A 14309-nucleotide genomic window follows, 5' to 3' on the forward strand; every position below is an offset into this window, starting at 1 on the left:
GGTGATTGCGGCGGATTATGCCGCAGATCATCCGGCCATGCAGCGTTTGCGAGCTGAACGGCAAGTGCCCTCAGCGGTAATAACGCTGCAGCGTCTCCATTGCGTGGTTGATGCTCTGCAACTGCTGCGTGCTGCCGCCACGATCCGGGTGATGAATGCTGACCAGCTGTCGGTAGCGCTGCCTGATTATCGACAGGTCGAGCTCGCCGCTGTGTGCATCCAGCTCGAGAACGGCGAGGGCCGACTGTTTTTCCTCGCCGCCCTGCAGGCGTACCCAGAACGCACCAAGCAGTTTCTGCACATCGTCGGTATCGGTATCGCGCAGATGAGTCAGGTCGAGGTAGTACTCGCGCAACGGATCCTTTTCGCTCAATGCGCTTTCGCCTGCCTGATAGGGCAGCAGCCGGATGCACAGCGGGCTGATCTGCAGCAAGGCACGTTGTTCGGCGGCCAGCTGGTCGCGCAGCCGATAGAGGGTATGGAACAGCAGAAAGTGGCTGCGAAACAACTCCAGGGTATCCGTGGGCAGGCGCTCTTCGGCGCCTTGCCAGCGATTCAGGCGCAGCAGCAGCTCGTATTCCGAGAGCCCTTCGGGCGCGGTCTGGAGCAATTCGAGCAGTCGTGTGTTGGGGGTGTTTTCTTCGTTCATTGGCTCACCTTAGCCGAAGGAATATCGCCTTGCACAATCGGGCGCCACGCCAATCGGCGACGGTTGGCCGTTTTGTGGCTGGGGTATGCCTGGTTTTCTGGGTAAAATGCGCGGCTTCAGTACTTCTACCGGATTTCCGCGCGCCATGGGCACCCTCTCGGTCAATCAGAACAAGCTGCAAAAACGCCTGCGTCGTCAGGCCGGCGAAGCCATTGCCGATTTCAACATGATCGAGGAGGGCGACAAGGTGATGGTCTGCCTGTCCGGTGGCAAGGACAGCTACACCATGCTCGATATCCTGCTTTATCTGCAGAAGGTCGCGCCCATTCACTTCGAGATCGTCGCGGTGAACATGGATCAGAAGCAGCCGGGCTTCCCCGAACACGTGCTGCCGGCCTATCTGGAGTCCATCGGTGTGCCGTACCACATCGTCGAGAAGGACACCTATTCTGTGGTCAAGGAGAAGATTCCGGAGGGCAAGACCACCTGCTCGCTGTGTTCGCGCCTGCGCCGCGGCACCTTGTACACCTTCGCCGACGAGATCGGCGCGACCAAGATGGCCCTCGGTCACCACCGTGACGATATCCTCGAGACCTTCTTCCTCAACATGTTCTATGGCGGCACGCTCAAGGCCATGCCGCCCAAACTGCGTGCCGACGACGGGCGCAATGTGGTGATTCGCCCGTTGGCCTATTGCAACGAGGCCGATATCGAGGCCTATAGCAATCTCAAGGAATTCCCGATCATTCCGTGCAACCTTTGCGGCTCCCAGGAAAACCTGCAGCGTCAGGTGGTCAAGGACATGCTCCAGGACTGGGAGCGCAAATCTCCAGGCCGCACGGAAATCATGTTCCGCGCCCTGCAGAATGTGGTGCCGTCGCAACTTGCCGACCGCAACCTGTTCGACTTCGCCAGCCTGAAAATCGATGAGCAGGCCACGCCGCGCTTTCTTAACGTGATGAACCTGTAAGAGTCCAAGCCATGTACAAGGTCATGCTGGTGATGTTCTGTCTGTTGCTGAGTGGCTGCGATGGCGGTAGCGAGCAGGGCCGCCTGACGCTCGAGTTGGGTGGCAAGGCCATGCATTTCGATTCGCGGCTGGTGGCCCAGTTGGCCAAGAGCCGCGAACATCTGGTCATTGGTGGTCGCCTGGACGATGGGGCCATGAGCGACAGTTACGATTTCGAATTGTGGGCGCTGGGCGGTGAGATCAAGCCAGGTACTTACAGCCTGTCAGGCTCCAGGCTGGTCAGTCGTTATGCCGTACAGCATGAGGACGGCACAGAAATCTGGTCGGCGCTCAGTCATGATGATGGCGCCACGTTCGACCTCAGGATCGACAGCATCGACGACTGGGGCGTGCGCGGCAGCTTCGACGGTCGCCTCAAGCGCCTCGGCGGCGAAGGTTTCATCGAGGTGAGCGAGGGTCGCTTCGCTGCACCGTTCAAACTCCAGTAGATCCCAAGGCAAACGATGCACGATTACCGATGGATGCATGAATACTGCGTGAATCGCTTCGGCTCGGTCGAGGCGCTCGAGGCGCGCCTGCCGCAACCCGCCAGTGACAAGAAACTGCGGGCGCTGAGCGATGATCGCTACCTGTCGATCATGAGCCTGCGCATCTTCCGGGCGGGTCTCAAACACAGCCTGGTGGACGCCAAGTGGCCGGCCTTCGAAGAAGTGTTCTTCGGTTTCGATCCGGAAAAGGTCGTGCTGATGGGCGGCGAACGCCTCGAGCGTCTGATGCAGGACGTTCGCCTGATCCGCCACCTGGGCAAGCTCAAGAGCGTACCCCGTAACGCGCAGTTCATTCTCGACGTGGAGCGTGGCGCGCTGAGCGGGCCGGCTGCCGCTGCGAAAACCACCACCCCGCGCCCCGGCTTTGCCTTTGGTGCACTGATCGCCGATTGGCCGGTGACCGATATCGTCGGGCTCTGGCACTGGTTGGCCAAGCAGGGGACTCAGCTCGGCGGCCTTTCTGCGCCGCGCTTTCTGCGTATGGTTGGCAAAGACACCTTTATTCCTTCCGATGACATGGTCGCAGCGCTCAAGGCTCAGAAGATTGTCGACAAGGTACCAAGCAGTCAGCGCGACCGCGCTGCGGTTCAAGCTGCCTTCAATCAGTGGCATGCAGAAAGTGGTCGGCCCATGTGCCAGCTGTCGGTGATGCTGGCCCACACGGTCAATCATTGATGCACGAGAGTCTGCTGCGCCTTGCGCTGGCTATCGCGGATGCGCAGCGGATTCTGATCATCACCGGAGCAGGCTTGTCTGCCGACTCCGGGTTACCCACCTACCGTGGCCTTGGTGGCCTGTACAACGGCCATACCGAGGAGGGCGTACCGATCGAGGTGGCGCTGTCGGGCGAGATGCTGCGTCGCGACCCGGCGCTGTGCTGGAAGTACCTGGCACAACTCGGCACCGCCTGTATGGCGGCCCAGCCGAATGCCGGTCACCGGGCAATTGCCGAGTTGCAAGCTTTGAAACCCGAGTGCTGGGTGCTCACCCAGAATATCGACGGTTACCACCGTTTGGCTGGCAGTCCGGCGGATCGTCTGATCGAAATTCACGGTGAGTTGGCGCCGCTACATTGCCAGAGCTGCGGCGGTGTGGACGAGGGACTCGCCGAGCATCTGCAGCAACCGTTGCCGCCTCTGTGTGGGAGTTGCGGTGGTGTGCTGCGCCCGCCGGTGACGCTGTTCGGCGAGATGCTGCCGGAGGAGGCCGTCGGTCGTCTTTATGCGCAGTTGGAGACGGGGTTCGATCTGGTGATCAGCGTTGGCACCAGTGCAAGCTTTCCTTATATAGTCGAGCCGCTGTTGCGCACTCGCCGCTCCGGGGGCGTGACGGTGGAGGTCAATTTGTCGCAGAGCGAGGTCAGCGATCTAGTTGACTTCAGGCTGCAAGAAAGAGCCTTAGATGTTTTTCCGGAACTACTGAGTCACATCATTACTCATAATATTTGCAAATGATCACGTTAGTGGGCATAGTCGCGGCTGTTCATTTTTCACGCCACGGTCGTGCCCATGCGCCAACGCTTCGCACCCCTCGTGCCTCTCGCACTGACAATGGTTCTCGCCGCCTGCGCTAACCATGCTCCACAATCCCAGATCGATGCTCCCGCTCAGGCTTCTTTGCCTGCCAGGCCGGTAGTTGCAGCGCCTGTTCTGGATCAGATCGATGTCGTTGAAGACGATGCAGCCGCTGATTTTGCCGGCCACGCGCCGTACGAGCTGCCACAGCTTGCAGACAGCGTTCTCGAAAAAGGTATCTCCTTGATCGGCACCCGCTACCGTTTCGGTGGCAGCTCTGTGAAAACCGGTTTCGACTGCAGCGGCTTCATCGGCTATCTGTTCCGTGAAGAACTTGGCATGCAACTGCCACGCTCGACGCGCGAAATGATCAATATCGATGCCCCGCTGGTCGAGCGCAAAGCGCTGCAGCCGGGTGATCTGGTGTTCTTCAGCACTGCTGGCCGTGGGCGCGTCAGTCATGCCGGTATCTACCTCGGCGATGATCAGTTCATCCATTCCTCCAGCAGCCGCAGCGGTGGCGTGCGGATCGATAGCATGGATGATCGCTACTGGAAGCGCACCTTCATCGAGGCCAAGCGCGTTCTGGCGATGGCGCCGACCGAGCACCTCGCGACTCAGCACTGATGGGTGATTTGTCCGGCTTGCATTGATCGGGCAACATCTTGATAGTTTTCAAGCGACTGCAGCATAAAGCTAAAGCTTGCACTGCAGATGTGAACGGAGCAGAGTAGGGCGCACTCAGGCTCCGGGATCGTCCGTCCATGACTGCCACCATCCGCATCGCCCTCTTGCTGCTCACAGCACTGCTCAGTGCATGCTCCAGTCGTGCGCCCGTACCTGCTCCGCAACCCGTTGTCGTAGCACCTGTACCTGGTAATTATCAGGGGGGCGCTGACGATGTACTGTTTCGTGCATTGGGCCTTGTCGGCACGCCTTACCGCTACGGCGGCAATACCCCAGCCAGCGGCTTCGATTGCAGCGGCCTGATTGGTTACGTCTACCGTGATGCGGCGGGCATCCAGTTGCCGCGGTCGACGCGCGAACTGATCAGCATGCGCGCGCCGACCGTAGGCCGTGATGCCCTGCGCAGTGGTGATCTGGTGTTCTTTGCCACCAGTGGCGGCCGCCAGGTCAGCCACGCTGGCATCTACGTCGGTGAGGGGCGCTTCGTGCATGCACCGTCCTCGGGCGGCACCGTGCGCCTGGACAGCCTCGCCAACAGCTACTGGCAGCGTACCTATATCGAAGCGAAGCGGGTTTTTCCGGTCGAGTTGGCTAGTCATCCCTGAGTCTTCGATTGACGCTGAGGCGGCCAATCCTTACCCTTCGCCGCTTGCTTCAGGTGTCCTCGGTTTCGGCCGAGGGTGAAACTGGGAAGTCGGTGCGCCGCTGCTCCAGCAAGCAGGCAATGCCGACGCTGCCCCCGCAACGGTAAACGAGCCAAGCCACGCTTTTCGCCACCGTATCGTCGATACCGGATGGCCGCGCTGGTGGCCGCGTCTAAATAGGCGTGGCGCTCGCAAGCCCGGAGACCGGCCTGTCGCTTTTCCAGAGTTGCGCGGTGGGCGCGGCCGGTGCACGACCGACCCGGTCAGCTCCTGCCTACTCCTGTGTGATTCCTTTATCGTCCGGCATGAACCCGCTTTCCTGCCCGAGCGTTTCACCTGCGTGCGCCGATTGGCACTGCGCTGAGGAGATCCCATGAGCGAATCGACCCCATCCCCAAGCCGAGAATCAGCAGAGCGTGACGCGCGGCACAACGCCCGCATGGCGCGCAAGAAAGCCCTGATGGACGAGAAAATCGCCCAGGCTCAGGACGAGTACGGCCTGTTGCTGGTGCACAGCGGCAATGGCAAGGGCAAGAGCAGCTCGGCCTTCGGCATGGTCGCCCGCGCGCTGGGGCATGGTCTCAAGGTCGGTGTGGTGCAGTTCATCAAGGGCGGCATGGCCACCGGCGAGGAGCACTTTTTCCGTCGCTTTCCCGATGAAGTCAGCTATCACGTGATGGGCGAGGGCTACACCTGGGATACCCAGAATCGGCAGCGCGATATCGAGAAGGCCCTGCAGGCCTGGGAGGTCGCCCGGCAATTGCTGAACGACCCGCAGATCGCCCTGGTAGTACTGGACGAGCTGAACATCGCCCTCAAGCACGGTTACCTGGACGTGGACGTGGTGCTTCGCGACATCGAGTCGCGCCCCGAGCTGCAGCACGTCGTGGCGACCGGCCGTGGCGCGCCGCCAGCGCTGCTCGAGGCCGCGGATACCGTCACCGAGATGACGCTCGTCAAGCATGCCTTCAAGTCCGGCGTTAAAGCACAGAAAGGCGTTGAGTTTTGATCGTTACAGCGTCTGCATCTGATGCGGGTGAGCGCGCGCCGCGTCACTGTCCGGCATTGTTGATCGCTGCGCCGGCCTCGGGGCAGGGCAAGACCACTGTCACTGCAGCCCTGGCGCGTCTGCACACCCGGCAGGGCAAGCGGGTGCGGGTGTTCAAATGCGGGCCCGACTTCCTCGATCCGATGATCTTGTCCCGCGCCAGTGGCAACCCGGTCTATCAGCTGGACTTGTGGATGGTCGGCGAGGACGAGAGCCGTCGCTTGTTGTGGGAGGCCGCTGGCGAGGCGGATCTGATTCTCATCGAAGGCGTGATGGGCCTGTTCGACGGCTCGCCATCTGCCGCCGACCTGGCGCGCCGCTTCGGCGTTCCGGTGTTGGGCGTGATCGATGGCTCCGCCATGGCCCAGACCTTCGGCGCACTGGCCGTCGGCCTGGCCAGCTATCAGCCGGATCTGCCGTTCTCCGGCGTGCTTGGCAACCGCGTCAATCCCGGGCGTCACAACGATCTGATCCGCGATAGCCTGCCGGCTTCGATCCGCTGGTACGGCTCGCTGCCGCGCAGCGCCGCCATTGAATTGCCGAGCCGCCACCTGGGCCTGGTGCAGGCCGCCGAGCTCGCCGACCTCGATGTGCGCCTGGATACCGCTGCCGATGCGCTGGCTCAGACCGCGACGGTAACCCTGCCGCCACCTGTGACCTTCGCCGCCCCGCCGATTGCAGCGCCGTTGCCGCTGCTGGAGGGCGTACGCATCGGCGTAGCCCGCGATGCATCCTTCGCGTTCACCTATCAGGCCAACCTCGATCTGCTGGAGCGGATGGGCGTGACCCTGACGTTCTTCAGTCCGCTTGCCGATGAACACCTGCCCGAGGTGGACAGCCTTTATCTGCCCGGTGGTTATCCCGAGCTGAATCTGCAGGCGCTGGCCGCGAACCGTTCGATGATCGAGGCCATCACCGCTCATCAGCAAGCCGGCAAGCCTATCCTCGCCGAGTGCGGTGGCATGCTTTACCTGCTCGACTCGCTGAGCGACGTGGCTGGCGAGCGAGCCGAGCTGGCCGGGCTGGTGCCTGGCCATGCACAGATGCAGAAGCGCCTGGTCGCCCTCGCGCTGCAGGCGGTGAAGCTGCCCGAGGGGCTGTTGCGGGGTCACAGCTATCATCATTCGCGGCTCGAATCCGATTTGGAGCCGCTGGCTCGCGGCGAGTGCCCCAATGACAAACCGGTCAGTGAGGCGGTGTTCCGTCTCGGCCGGCTTACCGCGTCCTATATCCACTTCTATATGCCATCCAATCCTGCGGCCGCAGCGGCATTGTTTCGACCATGAGCGACCACGCCTTCAGCGCTGATGAACGGGCCGCGGTCTACCGTGTGATAGCCGAGCGCCGCGACATGCGTCATTTCAGTGGTGGCGAGGTGGCGCCCGAGCTGCTCGCGAAGCTGCTAGAGGCTGCGCACCAGGCGCCCAGCGTCGGCCTGATGCAGCCCTGGCGCTTCATCCGTATTACCCGACCGGCGCTGCGTGAAGATATCTATCAACTGGTCGAGGCCGAGCGCCGACTGACCGCCGAGGCGTTGGGCGAACGCTCCGACGCGTTCATGCGCCTCAAGGTCGAGGGCGTTCGTGAGTGCGCCGAGGTGCTGGTCGCGGCGTTGATGGACGGCCGTGAATCCCATGTATTCGGTCGCCGTACCTTGCCGGAAATGGATATGGCGTCGTTGTCCTGCGCCATTCAGAATCTCTGGCTCGCCGCCAGGGCCGAGGGGCTGGGCATGGGCTGGGTGTCGCTGTTCGATCCTCTCGCACTGGCCGAGCTGCTGGGCATGCCAGCCGGCAGCAAGCCGGTGGCGGTGCTGTGTCTGGGCCCGGTGCAGGCGTTCTACCCGGTACCAATGCTGGCCCAGGAGGGCTGGGCCGAGGTGCGGCCGTTGAATGAATTGCTGTTTGAGGATCGCTGGGCATCACAAGACCGGGAGTCACATGAATAGCGCAGCACCTTTATGAGCCTGATCCTCAGTGCGGCCGCTGGTGTGGCGCTGGATGCCGCGCTCGGTGAGCCGAGGCGCTGGCACCCGCTGGTGGGCTTCGGCAAACTGGCCAATCGTCTGGAGCAACGCTTCAACCCGTCCGGTGGTGGGTGGCGCAGCCATGGTGTGAGCGCCTGGTGCCTGGCGGTATTACCGCTCACTCTGCTGACCGTGCTGCTGGTGCAGTTGCCCTGGGTCGGTTGGCTGGTACAGATCATCGCCCTGTATGCGGCGCTTGGTCTGCGTAGCCTCGACCAGCACGCGCAGCCGGTGGCTCAGGCGCTGCGCTTTGGCGATCTGCCCTTGGCCCGCCAGCGCGTCGGCTATATGGTCAGCCGTCGCACCGATGACCTGGACGCCACCGGCGTAGCCCGTGCAGGCACCGAGTCGGTGTTGGAAAACGGTAGTGACGCGGTGTTCGCCGCGCTGTTCTGGTTTCTTGTCGCTGGCGCCCCCGGTGTGGTGCTGTATCGCCTGAGCAATACCCTGGATGCCATGTGGGGCTACCGCAACGAACGCTTCGAGCGCTTCGGCTGGGCTGCTGCGAAGATCGATGACCTACTCAACTACGTGCCGGCGCGTCTGGTCGCGTTGACCTACGCGTTGCTCGGGCGCACCACCGCGGCAATGCGGTGCTGGCAGCGCCAGGCGCCACAGTGGGACAGCCCCAACGCCGGGCCGGTGATGGCCGCTGGCGCTGGCGCGTTGGGCGTGAGCCTCGGCGGTGCGGCTGTCTATCATGGCGAGCTGCACCAGCGACCCGAGCTTGGCGAAGGGCCGCAGCCCCAAGCGCGGGATATCGAACGGGCGATGAATCTGGTTTGGGGTGGCGTGCTTTTATGGCTGCTGCTGATGCTGATCGTGGGGGTGTGCATTGCTTGAGCATGGCGGACGTTTGCGGCGAGCGGCCCTTCAGTACGGTATTCCCCTGAGCGACTGGCTGGACGTCTCGACTGGCGTGGCGCCTTACGGATTAGCACTGCCAGCGATTCCGGAGCAGGCCTGGGTGCGTTTGCCCGAACTGGATGACGGATTGGAAGCTGCTGCCTGCGCCTACTACGGCGTCGATCGGCTGCTACCCGTTGCTGGCTCTCAGGCGGCCATCCAGTGCCTGCCGCGACTGCGGCGTGAAGCGCGCGTTGGCATCGTCTCGCCGGCCTATGCCGAGCATGCGGCGGCCTGGCAGCGCGAAGGACACCGGGTGCTGGAGCTCTGCGAGGCGAGCGTCAACCGGGCGCTGGAGCGGCTCGACGTGCTCTTGCTGGTCAACCCCAACAACCCTACCGGTCGGCGATTTTCACCGCAGCAACTGTTCGCCTGGCATGCGCGCCTAGCCGAGCGAGGCGGTTGGCTGATCGTCGACGAAGCCTTCATCGACTGTACCCCGGAGCAGAGCCTAGCGGCCCACAGTCACCTGCCTGGGCTGATCGTGCTGCGTTCGTTCGGCAAGTTCTTCGGCATGGCAGGTGCCCGGCTGGGTTTCGTGTTGGCTGACGCCAAACTGCTGGGTGAGCTGGAAGAGATGCTTGGCCCCTGGACTCTCAGCGGGCCGACACGCTGGCTGGGTACCCACCTGCTCGAAGATCACGCTGGCCAGCAGGCGCAGCGGCAGCGCTTGGCCAGTGACGGTCAGCGCCTGGCCGACCTGCTGCGCGAGCATGGCCTGCCAGCCACTGGCGGCTGCGCGCTGTTCCAATGGATCGCCTGCGAGCGGGCCGGCGTGCTGCACGAGTTTCTGGCCTGCAATGGCATTCTCACCCGGCTGTTCGAGCGGCCAGCCAGCATCCGTTTCGGCCTGCCGCCGGATGAAGAGGGCTGGCAGCGTCTGGCCCGCGCACTGAGTGTATTCGCCGAGGAGTCGAGATGATCCGTTCTGAATCAGGCGCCGCTCTTATGCAGCAGGGCGCTACTTTAATGGTGCAAGGCACCACGTCGGATGCCGGCAAGAGCACCCTGGTTACCGCGCTGTGCCGCTGGCTGCGCCGCCAGGGCGTCAGCGTGGTGCCGTTCAAGCCGCAGAACATGGCACTCAACAGTGCGGTAACCGCCGACGGCGGCGAGATCGGCCGCGCCCAGGCGGTGCAAGCCCAGGCCTGCGGTCTGGCGCCCCATACCGACATGAACCCGGTGCTGCTCAAACCCAACAGCGACACCGGCGCTCAGGTGATCATCCACGGCCAGGCCGTCGGCAACATGAATGCCGTGGCCTACCACGATTACAAACAAGTCGCCCGCCAGGCGGTGCTGGCCTCCCATCAGCGCCTGCAGGCGACGCATCAGGTGGTGATGGTGGAGGGGGCCGGTTCGCCTGCGGAGATCAATCTACGGGCCAACGACATCGCCAACATGGGCTTTGCCGAGGCGGTCGACTGCCCGGTGATTCTGATCGCCGATATCGACAAGGGCGGCGTTTTCGCCCATCTGGTTGGTACCCTGGAATTGTTATCACCCAGTGAGCAGGCGCGTCTCAAGGGCTTCGTGATCAATCGCTTTCGCGGCGATATCGCCTTGCTGCAACCCGGCCTGGACTGGCTCGAGCAGCGCACCGGCAAGCCGGTACTCGGCGTACTGCCTTACCTGATGGATTTCCATTTGGAGGCCGAAGACGCCATCGACCGTCGCCAAGTGAGCAAGGCCGAGCAGGTGCTCAGGGTGGTGGTTCCGGTGCTGCCACGCATCAGCAATCACACCGATTTCGACCCGCTGCGGCTGCACCCTCAGGTCGAACTGACCTTCGTCGGCCCTGGCGAAGCGATCCCGCCCGCCGACCTGATCATTCTGCCCGGCTCCAAGAGCGTACGCGCCGACCTGGCCTTCCTGCGTAGCCAGGGCTGGGCCGAGGCCATCGACCGGCATCTGCGTTATGGCGGGAAGCTGCTTGGCATCTGCGGCGGGCTGCAGATGCTCGGGCGCCGTGTCGAGGATCCCGACGGCCTCGAGGGGCCCGCCGGCGCTAGCGAGGGCCTGGGACTTTTGCAGATCGACACGGTGCTGGAGCCTCACAAGCAACTGCGTAATGTGCGGGGGCGTCTGTGTCTCGAGGATGCGTCCATAAGCGGTTACGAGATTCATGCTGGCGTGACCTCGGGAGCCGATCTGCAGCGTGCCGTCGTTCAGCTTGATGACGGTCGCGCAGACGGTGCTCTGAGTGCCGATGGCCAAGTCATGGGCACTTATCTGCATGGCCTGTTCGAGTCGTCGGCGGCCTGCTCGGCGCTGCTGCGCTGGGCTGGTCTGGGGGATGTGCAGGTGGTGGATTACCACGCCCTGCGCGAGCGCGATATCGAGCGTCTGGCCGATCTGGTCGACGCGCACCTGGATCGCTCGGCGCTGCTTTCGCTGTGCGGCCTGGCGGCCTCTACGGAGACCGAATAGATGCAGGAATTGATTCTCGGCGGCGCCCGTTCCGGCAAGAGCCGGCTGGCCGAGCGCCTGGCCCACGAGTCGGGCCTCGAGGTGATTTACATCGCCACCAGCCAAGCGCTCGATGGCGAGATGAGCAGCCGCATCCGATCGCATCGTGATCGCCGCCCGGCGCACTGGGGGCTAGTCGAAGAGCCGCTGGAGCTGGCCCGGATACTTGGCGAGCAGGCATCTGCACAGCGCTGCCTGCTGGTCGATTGCCTGACCCTGTGGCTGACCAACCTGTTGCTGCTGGAAGATGACGCACGCCTGGTGCGCGAGCGCGACGCGCTGTTGGCCTGCCTGGCGAACCTGCCGGGGCGGTTGATTCTGGTCAGCAATGAAACCGGGCTCGGCGTGGTGCCGATGGGCGAGTTGACCCGTCGCTATGTCGATGAAGCCGGCCTGCTGCACCAAGCCATCGCCGAACGCTGCCAGCGCGTGGTGTTCACGGTCGCTGGCCTGCCGATGATTCTCAAGGGAGATCCGTTATGAACCTCGACTGGTGGCTCAACCCCACTCAGCCTATCGATCAGGTTGCGCGCGACAAAGCCGAGGCGCGGCAGGGGCAGTTGACCAAGCCGGCCGGTTCGCTCGGCGAACTGGAGCGCCTGGCGATTCGCCTGGCCGGGCTGCAGGGCCGTGAGTGCCCGGGTATCGACAAGGTGTGGATCGCCATTTTCGCCGGCGATCACGGCGTGGTGGCTGAAGGTGTCTCGGCCTACCCACAGGCGGTCACGGGCCAGATGCTGCGCAACTTCGTCGGTGGTGGCGCAGCGATCAGCGTGCTGGCCCGGCAATTGGGCGCGTCGCTGGAAGTGACCGACCTGGGTACCGCGCTGCCCCTCGAGCCGCTGCCAGGCGTGCGCCATCTGCAAGTTGGTGCCGGCACCGCCAATCTGATGCGTGAAGCGGCGATGACGCCCGCCCAGACGCTGATCGCCCTGCAGGCCGGGCGCGACAGCGTCGTCCGCGCTGCAGAGGATGGCCGCGAGCTGTTCATCGGCGGCGAGATGGGCATAGGCAATACCACCGCGGCCACGGCGCTGGCCTGCCTGTTGCTGGATTGCCCGGTGGCCGAGCTGGTGGGGCCGGGTACCGGGCTCGCCGCTGCCGGCGTGGCCCACAAGGCGCAGGTGATCGAGACGGCCCTGGCGCTGCACCGTGCAGCCGCCAGCGAGCCGATGGAAGCCCTGCGTCGCCTGGGCGGTTTCGAGATTGCTGCGCTTACCGGCGCCTATCTGGCGTGCGCCCAGCAGGGCGTGGTGGCGCTGGTCGACGGCTTCATCTGTAGCGTCGCCGCCTTGCTGGCTGTGCGCCTGAACCCGGCGTGCCGCGACTGGCTGCTGTTTTCCCATCAGAGCGCCGAGCCGGGCCATCAGCGCCTGCTCGCCGCATTGCAGGCCACGCCGATAGTCAGCCTGGGTCTGCGCTTGGGTGAGGGCAGTGGGGCTGCACTGGTGGTGCCGATGCTGCGCCTGGCCTGCGCGCTGCATAATGAAATGGCCACTTTCGCCGAGGCGGCGGTGGCGGATCGCGCGCCGTGATCCTGCATCTCTTGCGCCATGGCGAAACCGAACAGGGCGGCGGCTTGCGCGGCAGCCTGGACGACGCACTGACCGACGTCGGCTGGGCGCAGTTGCGGGCTGCGGTACGGGCCGATGAACACTGGGATGCGCTGATCAGCTCGCCGCTGCAGCGCTGCGCACGCTTTGCCGAGGAACTGGCCGCCGCCCGCGATCTGCCGTTGCAGTTCGAGGCGGGTTTGCAGGAGCTGCATTTCGGCGATTGGGAAGGACGTAGCGCCGCCCAGTTGATGGAAACCGACGCCGATGACCTGGGTCGCTTCTGGGCCGATCCCTACGCCTTCACGCCACCCGGCGGCGAGCCGCTGCTCGCCTTCGAGGCGCGGGTGCTGGATGCGTTGCGGCGTCTGCAAGACGCTTATCAGGGGCAGCAGTTGCTGGTGGTCACCCATGGCGGGGTGATGCGTCTGTTGCTGGCGCGGGCGCGTGGGTTGCCCCGTGAACAATTGCTGCAGGTCAGCGTGGCCCACGGTCAGCGAGTACACCTGCAGATCGATGGTCAGGGCTTGCGGGAAATTCCATGACACCTTTCTGGATCGCGCTGCAGTTTCTCACTCGCCTTCCGGTACGCCTGGCCGGCGTCCCCACGCCTGAGCAGACGGGGCGCTCGCTGCTTTGCTATCCGCTGGTTGGTGTGGTGATCGGCCTGCTGCTGCTCGGCGCCGCGCACCTGCTCGACGCTGCGCCCGTGCCACTGCAGGCGGCGCTGCTGCTGAGCCTGTGGGTCGCGCTGACCGGTGCATTGCATCTGGATGGCCTGGCGGACAGCGCGGATGCCTGGATGGGCGGTTTCGGGGATCGTGAGCGCACCCTGACGATCATGAAAGATCCGCGCAGTGGGCCGATCGCCGTGGTGGTGTTGGTGTTGCTGTTGCTGCTCAAGTTCGTTGCCTTGCTGACCCTCCTCGAACGGGGTGATCACCTCGTGCTCCTGCTGGTTCCTGTGCTCGGGCGTGGCGCGCTGCTGGCCCTGTTTCTGTGGACGCCCTATGTCCGTGCGGGCGGACTCGGCGAGGCGCTGGCAAATTATCTGCCGAGGTCGACCGCCATCGCCGTGCTGGCGGTGACGTCGCTGGCCTGCCTGCTGTTCGGTGGTATCTGGGTGATGTTGGCGGCGGCGGCAATTTTTTTCTGCATGCGGCGCATGATGCAGCAGCGCATAGGCGGCACCACAGGCGACACCGCCGGGGCCTTGCTGGAAGTGCTCGAGTGCGGCGTGCTGCTGACGATGGCCCTACAAGTCGCTAGCTAACCAACTGCCCCGTAGCCTGGGT

17 protein-coding genes and 1 riboswitch are annotated in these 14309 nt (G+C 63.9%); of the genes, 16 read left to right on the top strand and 1 reads right to left on the bottom strand.

What is annotated here, in order from left to right; all coding sequences use genetic code 11:
- Window positions 1–70: 70 nt before the first annotated feature.
- The gene (locus K5Q02_RS14560; RefSeq protein WP_225831668.1) at window positions 71–649 is read right to left on the bottom strand and encodes a DNA-J related domain-containing protein; all 579 of its coding nucleotides are present in this window, start codon (window positions 647–649) and stop codon (window positions 71–73) included.
- Window positions 650–794: 145 nt separating this feature from the next.
- On the opposite strand from K5Q02_RS14560, the gene ttcA reads away from it, so the two are divergent.
- The 16 genes from ttcA to K5Q02_RS14640 all read left to right on the top strand — a co-directional run bounded on the left by ttcA (window position 795) and on the right by K5Q02_RS14640 (window position 14287).
- Complete coding sequence (gene ttcA, locus K5Q02_RS14565) at window positions 795–1619, top strand: tRNA 2-thiocytidine(32) synthetase TtcA (protein WP_225839690.1); 825 nt, start codon at window positions 795–797, stop codon at window positions 1617–1619.
- 11 nt (window positions 1620–1630) lie between these two features.
- A complete protein-coding gene (locus K5Q02_RS14570; protein WP_225831670.1) occupies window positions 1631–2107 on the top strand; it encodes a hypothetical protein in 477 nt (158 codons plus the stop codon).
- A 15-nt stretch (window positions 2108–2122) separates the two neighbouring features.
- A complete protein-coding gene (locus K5Q02_RS14575; RefSeq protein ID WP_225831672.1) occupies window positions 2123–2842 on the top strand; it encodes a DNA-3-methyladenine glycosylase I in 720 nt (239 codons plus the stop codon).
- Entirely contained in the window at window positions 2842–3621 is a 780-nt protein-coding gene (locus tag K5Q02_RS14580) for an NAD-dependent deacylase (protein WP_225831674.1), read from the top strand. The genes K5Q02_RS14575 and K5Q02_RS14580 overlap by 1 nt, the downstream gene beginning before the upstream one ends.
- 54 nt (window positions 3622–3675) lie before the next feature.
- Window positions 3676–4308, top strand: a complete 633-nt coding sequence (locus tag K5Q02_RS14585; protein WP_225831675.1) for a C40 family peptidase — start codon at window positions 3676–3678, stop codon at window positions 4306–4308.
- A 137-nt stretch (window positions 4309–4445) separates the two neighbouring features.
- Window positions 4446–4973, top strand: coding sequence for a C40 family peptidase (locus tag K5Q02_RS14590; RefSeq protein ID WP_225831677.1), 528 nt, complete (start codon window positions 4446–4448; stop codon window positions 4971–4973).
- Between the two features lie 34 nt (window positions 4974–5007).
- Window positions 5008–5239, top strand: a riboswitch (cobalamin riboswitch).
- Between the two features lie 146 nt (window positions 5240–5385).
- Entirely contained in the window at window positions 5386–6021 is a 636-nt protein-coding gene (gene cobO / locus K5Q02_RS14595) for a cob(I)yrinic acid a,c-diamide adenosyltransferase (protein ID WP_225831678.1), read from the top strand.
- Window positions 6021–7346: a cobyrinate a,c-diamide synthase gene (locus K5Q02_RS14600; protein WP_225839691.1), complete on the top strand. Its 1326-nt coding sequence runs from the start codon at window positions 6021–6023 to the stop codon at window positions 7344–7346. The genes cobO and K5Q02_RS14600 overlap by 1 nt, the downstream gene beginning before the upstream one ends.
- Window positions 7343–8008, top strand: coding sequence for a 5,6-dimethylbenzimidazole synthase (bluB, locus tag K5Q02_RS14605; RefSeq protein WP_225831680.1), 666 nt, complete (start codon window positions 7343–7345; stop codon window positions 8006–8008). Before K5Q02_RS14600 ends, bluB begins: the two co-directional genes overlap by 4 nt.
- A 12-nt stretch (window positions 8009–8020) precedes the next feature.
- Window positions 8021–8929, top strand: a complete 909-nt coding sequence (cbiB, locus tag K5Q02_RS14610) for an adenosylcobinamide-phosphate synthase CbiB (RefSeq protein ID WP_225831682.1) — start codon at window positions 8021–8023, stop codon at window positions 8927–8929.
- Window positions 8922–9914: a threonine-phosphate decarboxylase CobD gene (gene cobD / locus K5Q02_RS14615; RefSeq protein ID WP_225831683.1), complete on the top strand. Its 993-nt coding sequence runs from the start codon at window positions 8922–8924 to the stop codon at window positions 9912–9914. Before cbiB ends, cobD begins: the two co-directional genes overlap by 8 nt.
- Window positions 9915–9940: 26 nt before the next feature.
- Complete coding sequence (locus K5Q02_RS14620) at window positions 9941–11422, top strand: cobyric acid synthase (protein ID WP_442964006.1); 1482 nt, start codon at window positions 9941–9943, stop codon at window positions 11420–11422.
- Window positions 11423–11944 (top strand): bifunctional adenosylcobinamide kinase/adenosylcobinamide-phosphate guanylyltransferase, encoded by a 522-nt coding sequence (cobU, locus tag K5Q02_RS14625; RefSeq protein WP_225831687.1) that lies wholly within the window; start codon window positions 11423–11425, stop codon window positions 11942–11944.
- On the top strand, window positions 11941–12996 hold the full coding sequence (gene cobT / locus K5Q02_RS14630; protein ID WP_225831689.1) for a nicotinate-nucleotide--dimethylbenzimidazole phosphoribosyltransferase: 1056 nt from the start codon (window positions 11941–11943) through the stop codon (window positions 12994–12996). The genes cobU and cobT overlap by 4 nt, the downstream gene beginning before the upstream one ends.
- Window positions 12993–13559: an alpha-ribazole phosphatase family protein gene (gene cobC, locus K5Q02_RS14635; protein WP_225831691.1), complete on the top strand. Its 567-nt coding sequence runs from the start codon at window positions 12993–12995 to the stop codon at window positions 13557–13559. Before cobT ends, cobC begins: the two co-directional genes overlap by 4 nt.
- Window positions 13556–14287 (top strand): adenosylcobinamide-GDP ribazoletransferase, encoded by a 732-nt coding sequence (locus K5Q02_RS14640; protein WP_225831692.1) that lies wholly within the window; start codon window positions 13556–13558, stop codon window positions 14285–14287. The genes cobC and K5Q02_RS14640 overlap by 4 nt, the downstream gene beginning before the upstream one ends.
- The last annotated feature ends 22 nt before the right edge of the window (window positions 14288–14309 follow it).

The sequence above is a fragment of the Pseudomonas sp. MM211 genome (genome assembly GCF_020386635.1).
Classification (GTDB): Bacteria; Pseudomonadota; Gammaproteobacteria; order Pseudomonadales; family Pseudomonadaceae; genus Aquipseudomonas.

Bases quoted from the DNA above. Each gene is read 5' to 3' on its own strand.
- K5Q02_RS14620 (WP_442964006.1), top strand. From the start codon at position 9,941: ATGCAGCAGGGCGCTACTTTAATGGTGCAAGGCACCACGTCGGATGCC.
- K5Q02_RS14640 (WP_225831692.1), top strand. From the start codon at position 13,556: ATGACACCTTTCTGGATCGCGCTGCAGTTTCTCACTCGCCTTCCGGTA.
- K5Q02_RS14580 (WP_225831674.1), top strand. From the start codon at position 2,842: ATGCACGAGAGTCTGCTGCGCCTTGCGCTGGCTATCGCGGATGCGCAG.
- K5Q02_RS14560 (WP_225831668.1), bottom strand. From the start codon at position 649: ATGAACGAAGAAAACACCCCCAACACACGACTGCTCGAATTGCTCCAG.
- cobU (WP_225831687.1), top strand. From the start codon at position 11,423: ATGCAGGAATTGATTCTCGGCGGCGCCCGTTCCGGCAAGAGCCGGCTG.
- cobT (WP_225831689.1), top strand. From the start codon at position 11,941: ATGAACCTCGACTGGTGGCTCAACCCCACTCAGCCTATCGATCAGGTT.
- cbiB (WP_225831682.1), top strand. From the start codon at position 8,021: ATGAGCCTGATCCTCAGTGCGGCCGCTGGTGTGGCGCTGGATGCCGCG.
- K5Q02_RS14590 (WP_225831677.1), top strand. From the start codon at position 4,446: ATGACTGCCACCATCCGCATCGCCCTCTTGCTGCTCACAGCACTGCTC.
- ttcA (WP_225839690.1), top strand. From the start codon at position 795: ATGGGCACCCTCTCGGTCAATCAGAACAAGCTGCAAAAACGCCTGCGT.
- bluB (WP_225831680.1), top strand. From the start codon at position 7,343: ATGAGCGACCACGCCTTCAGCGCTGATGAACGGGCCGCGGTCTACCGT.
- K5Q02_RS14585 (WP_225831675.1), top strand. From the start codon at position 3,676: ATGCGCCAACGCTTCGCACCCCTCGTGCCTCTCGCACTGACAATGGTT.
- K5Q02_RS14575 (WP_225831672.1), top strand. From the start codon at position 2,123: ATGCACGATTACCGATGGATGCATGAATACTGCGTGAATCGCTTCGGC.
- K5Q02_RS14570 (WP_225831670.1), top strand. From the start codon at position 1,631: ATGTACAAGGTCATGCTGGTGATGTTCTGTCTGTTGCTGAGTGGCTGC.
- cobO (WP_225831678.1), top strand. From the start codon at position 5,386: ATGAGCGAATCGACCCCATCCCCAAGCCGAGAATCAGCAGAGCGTGAC.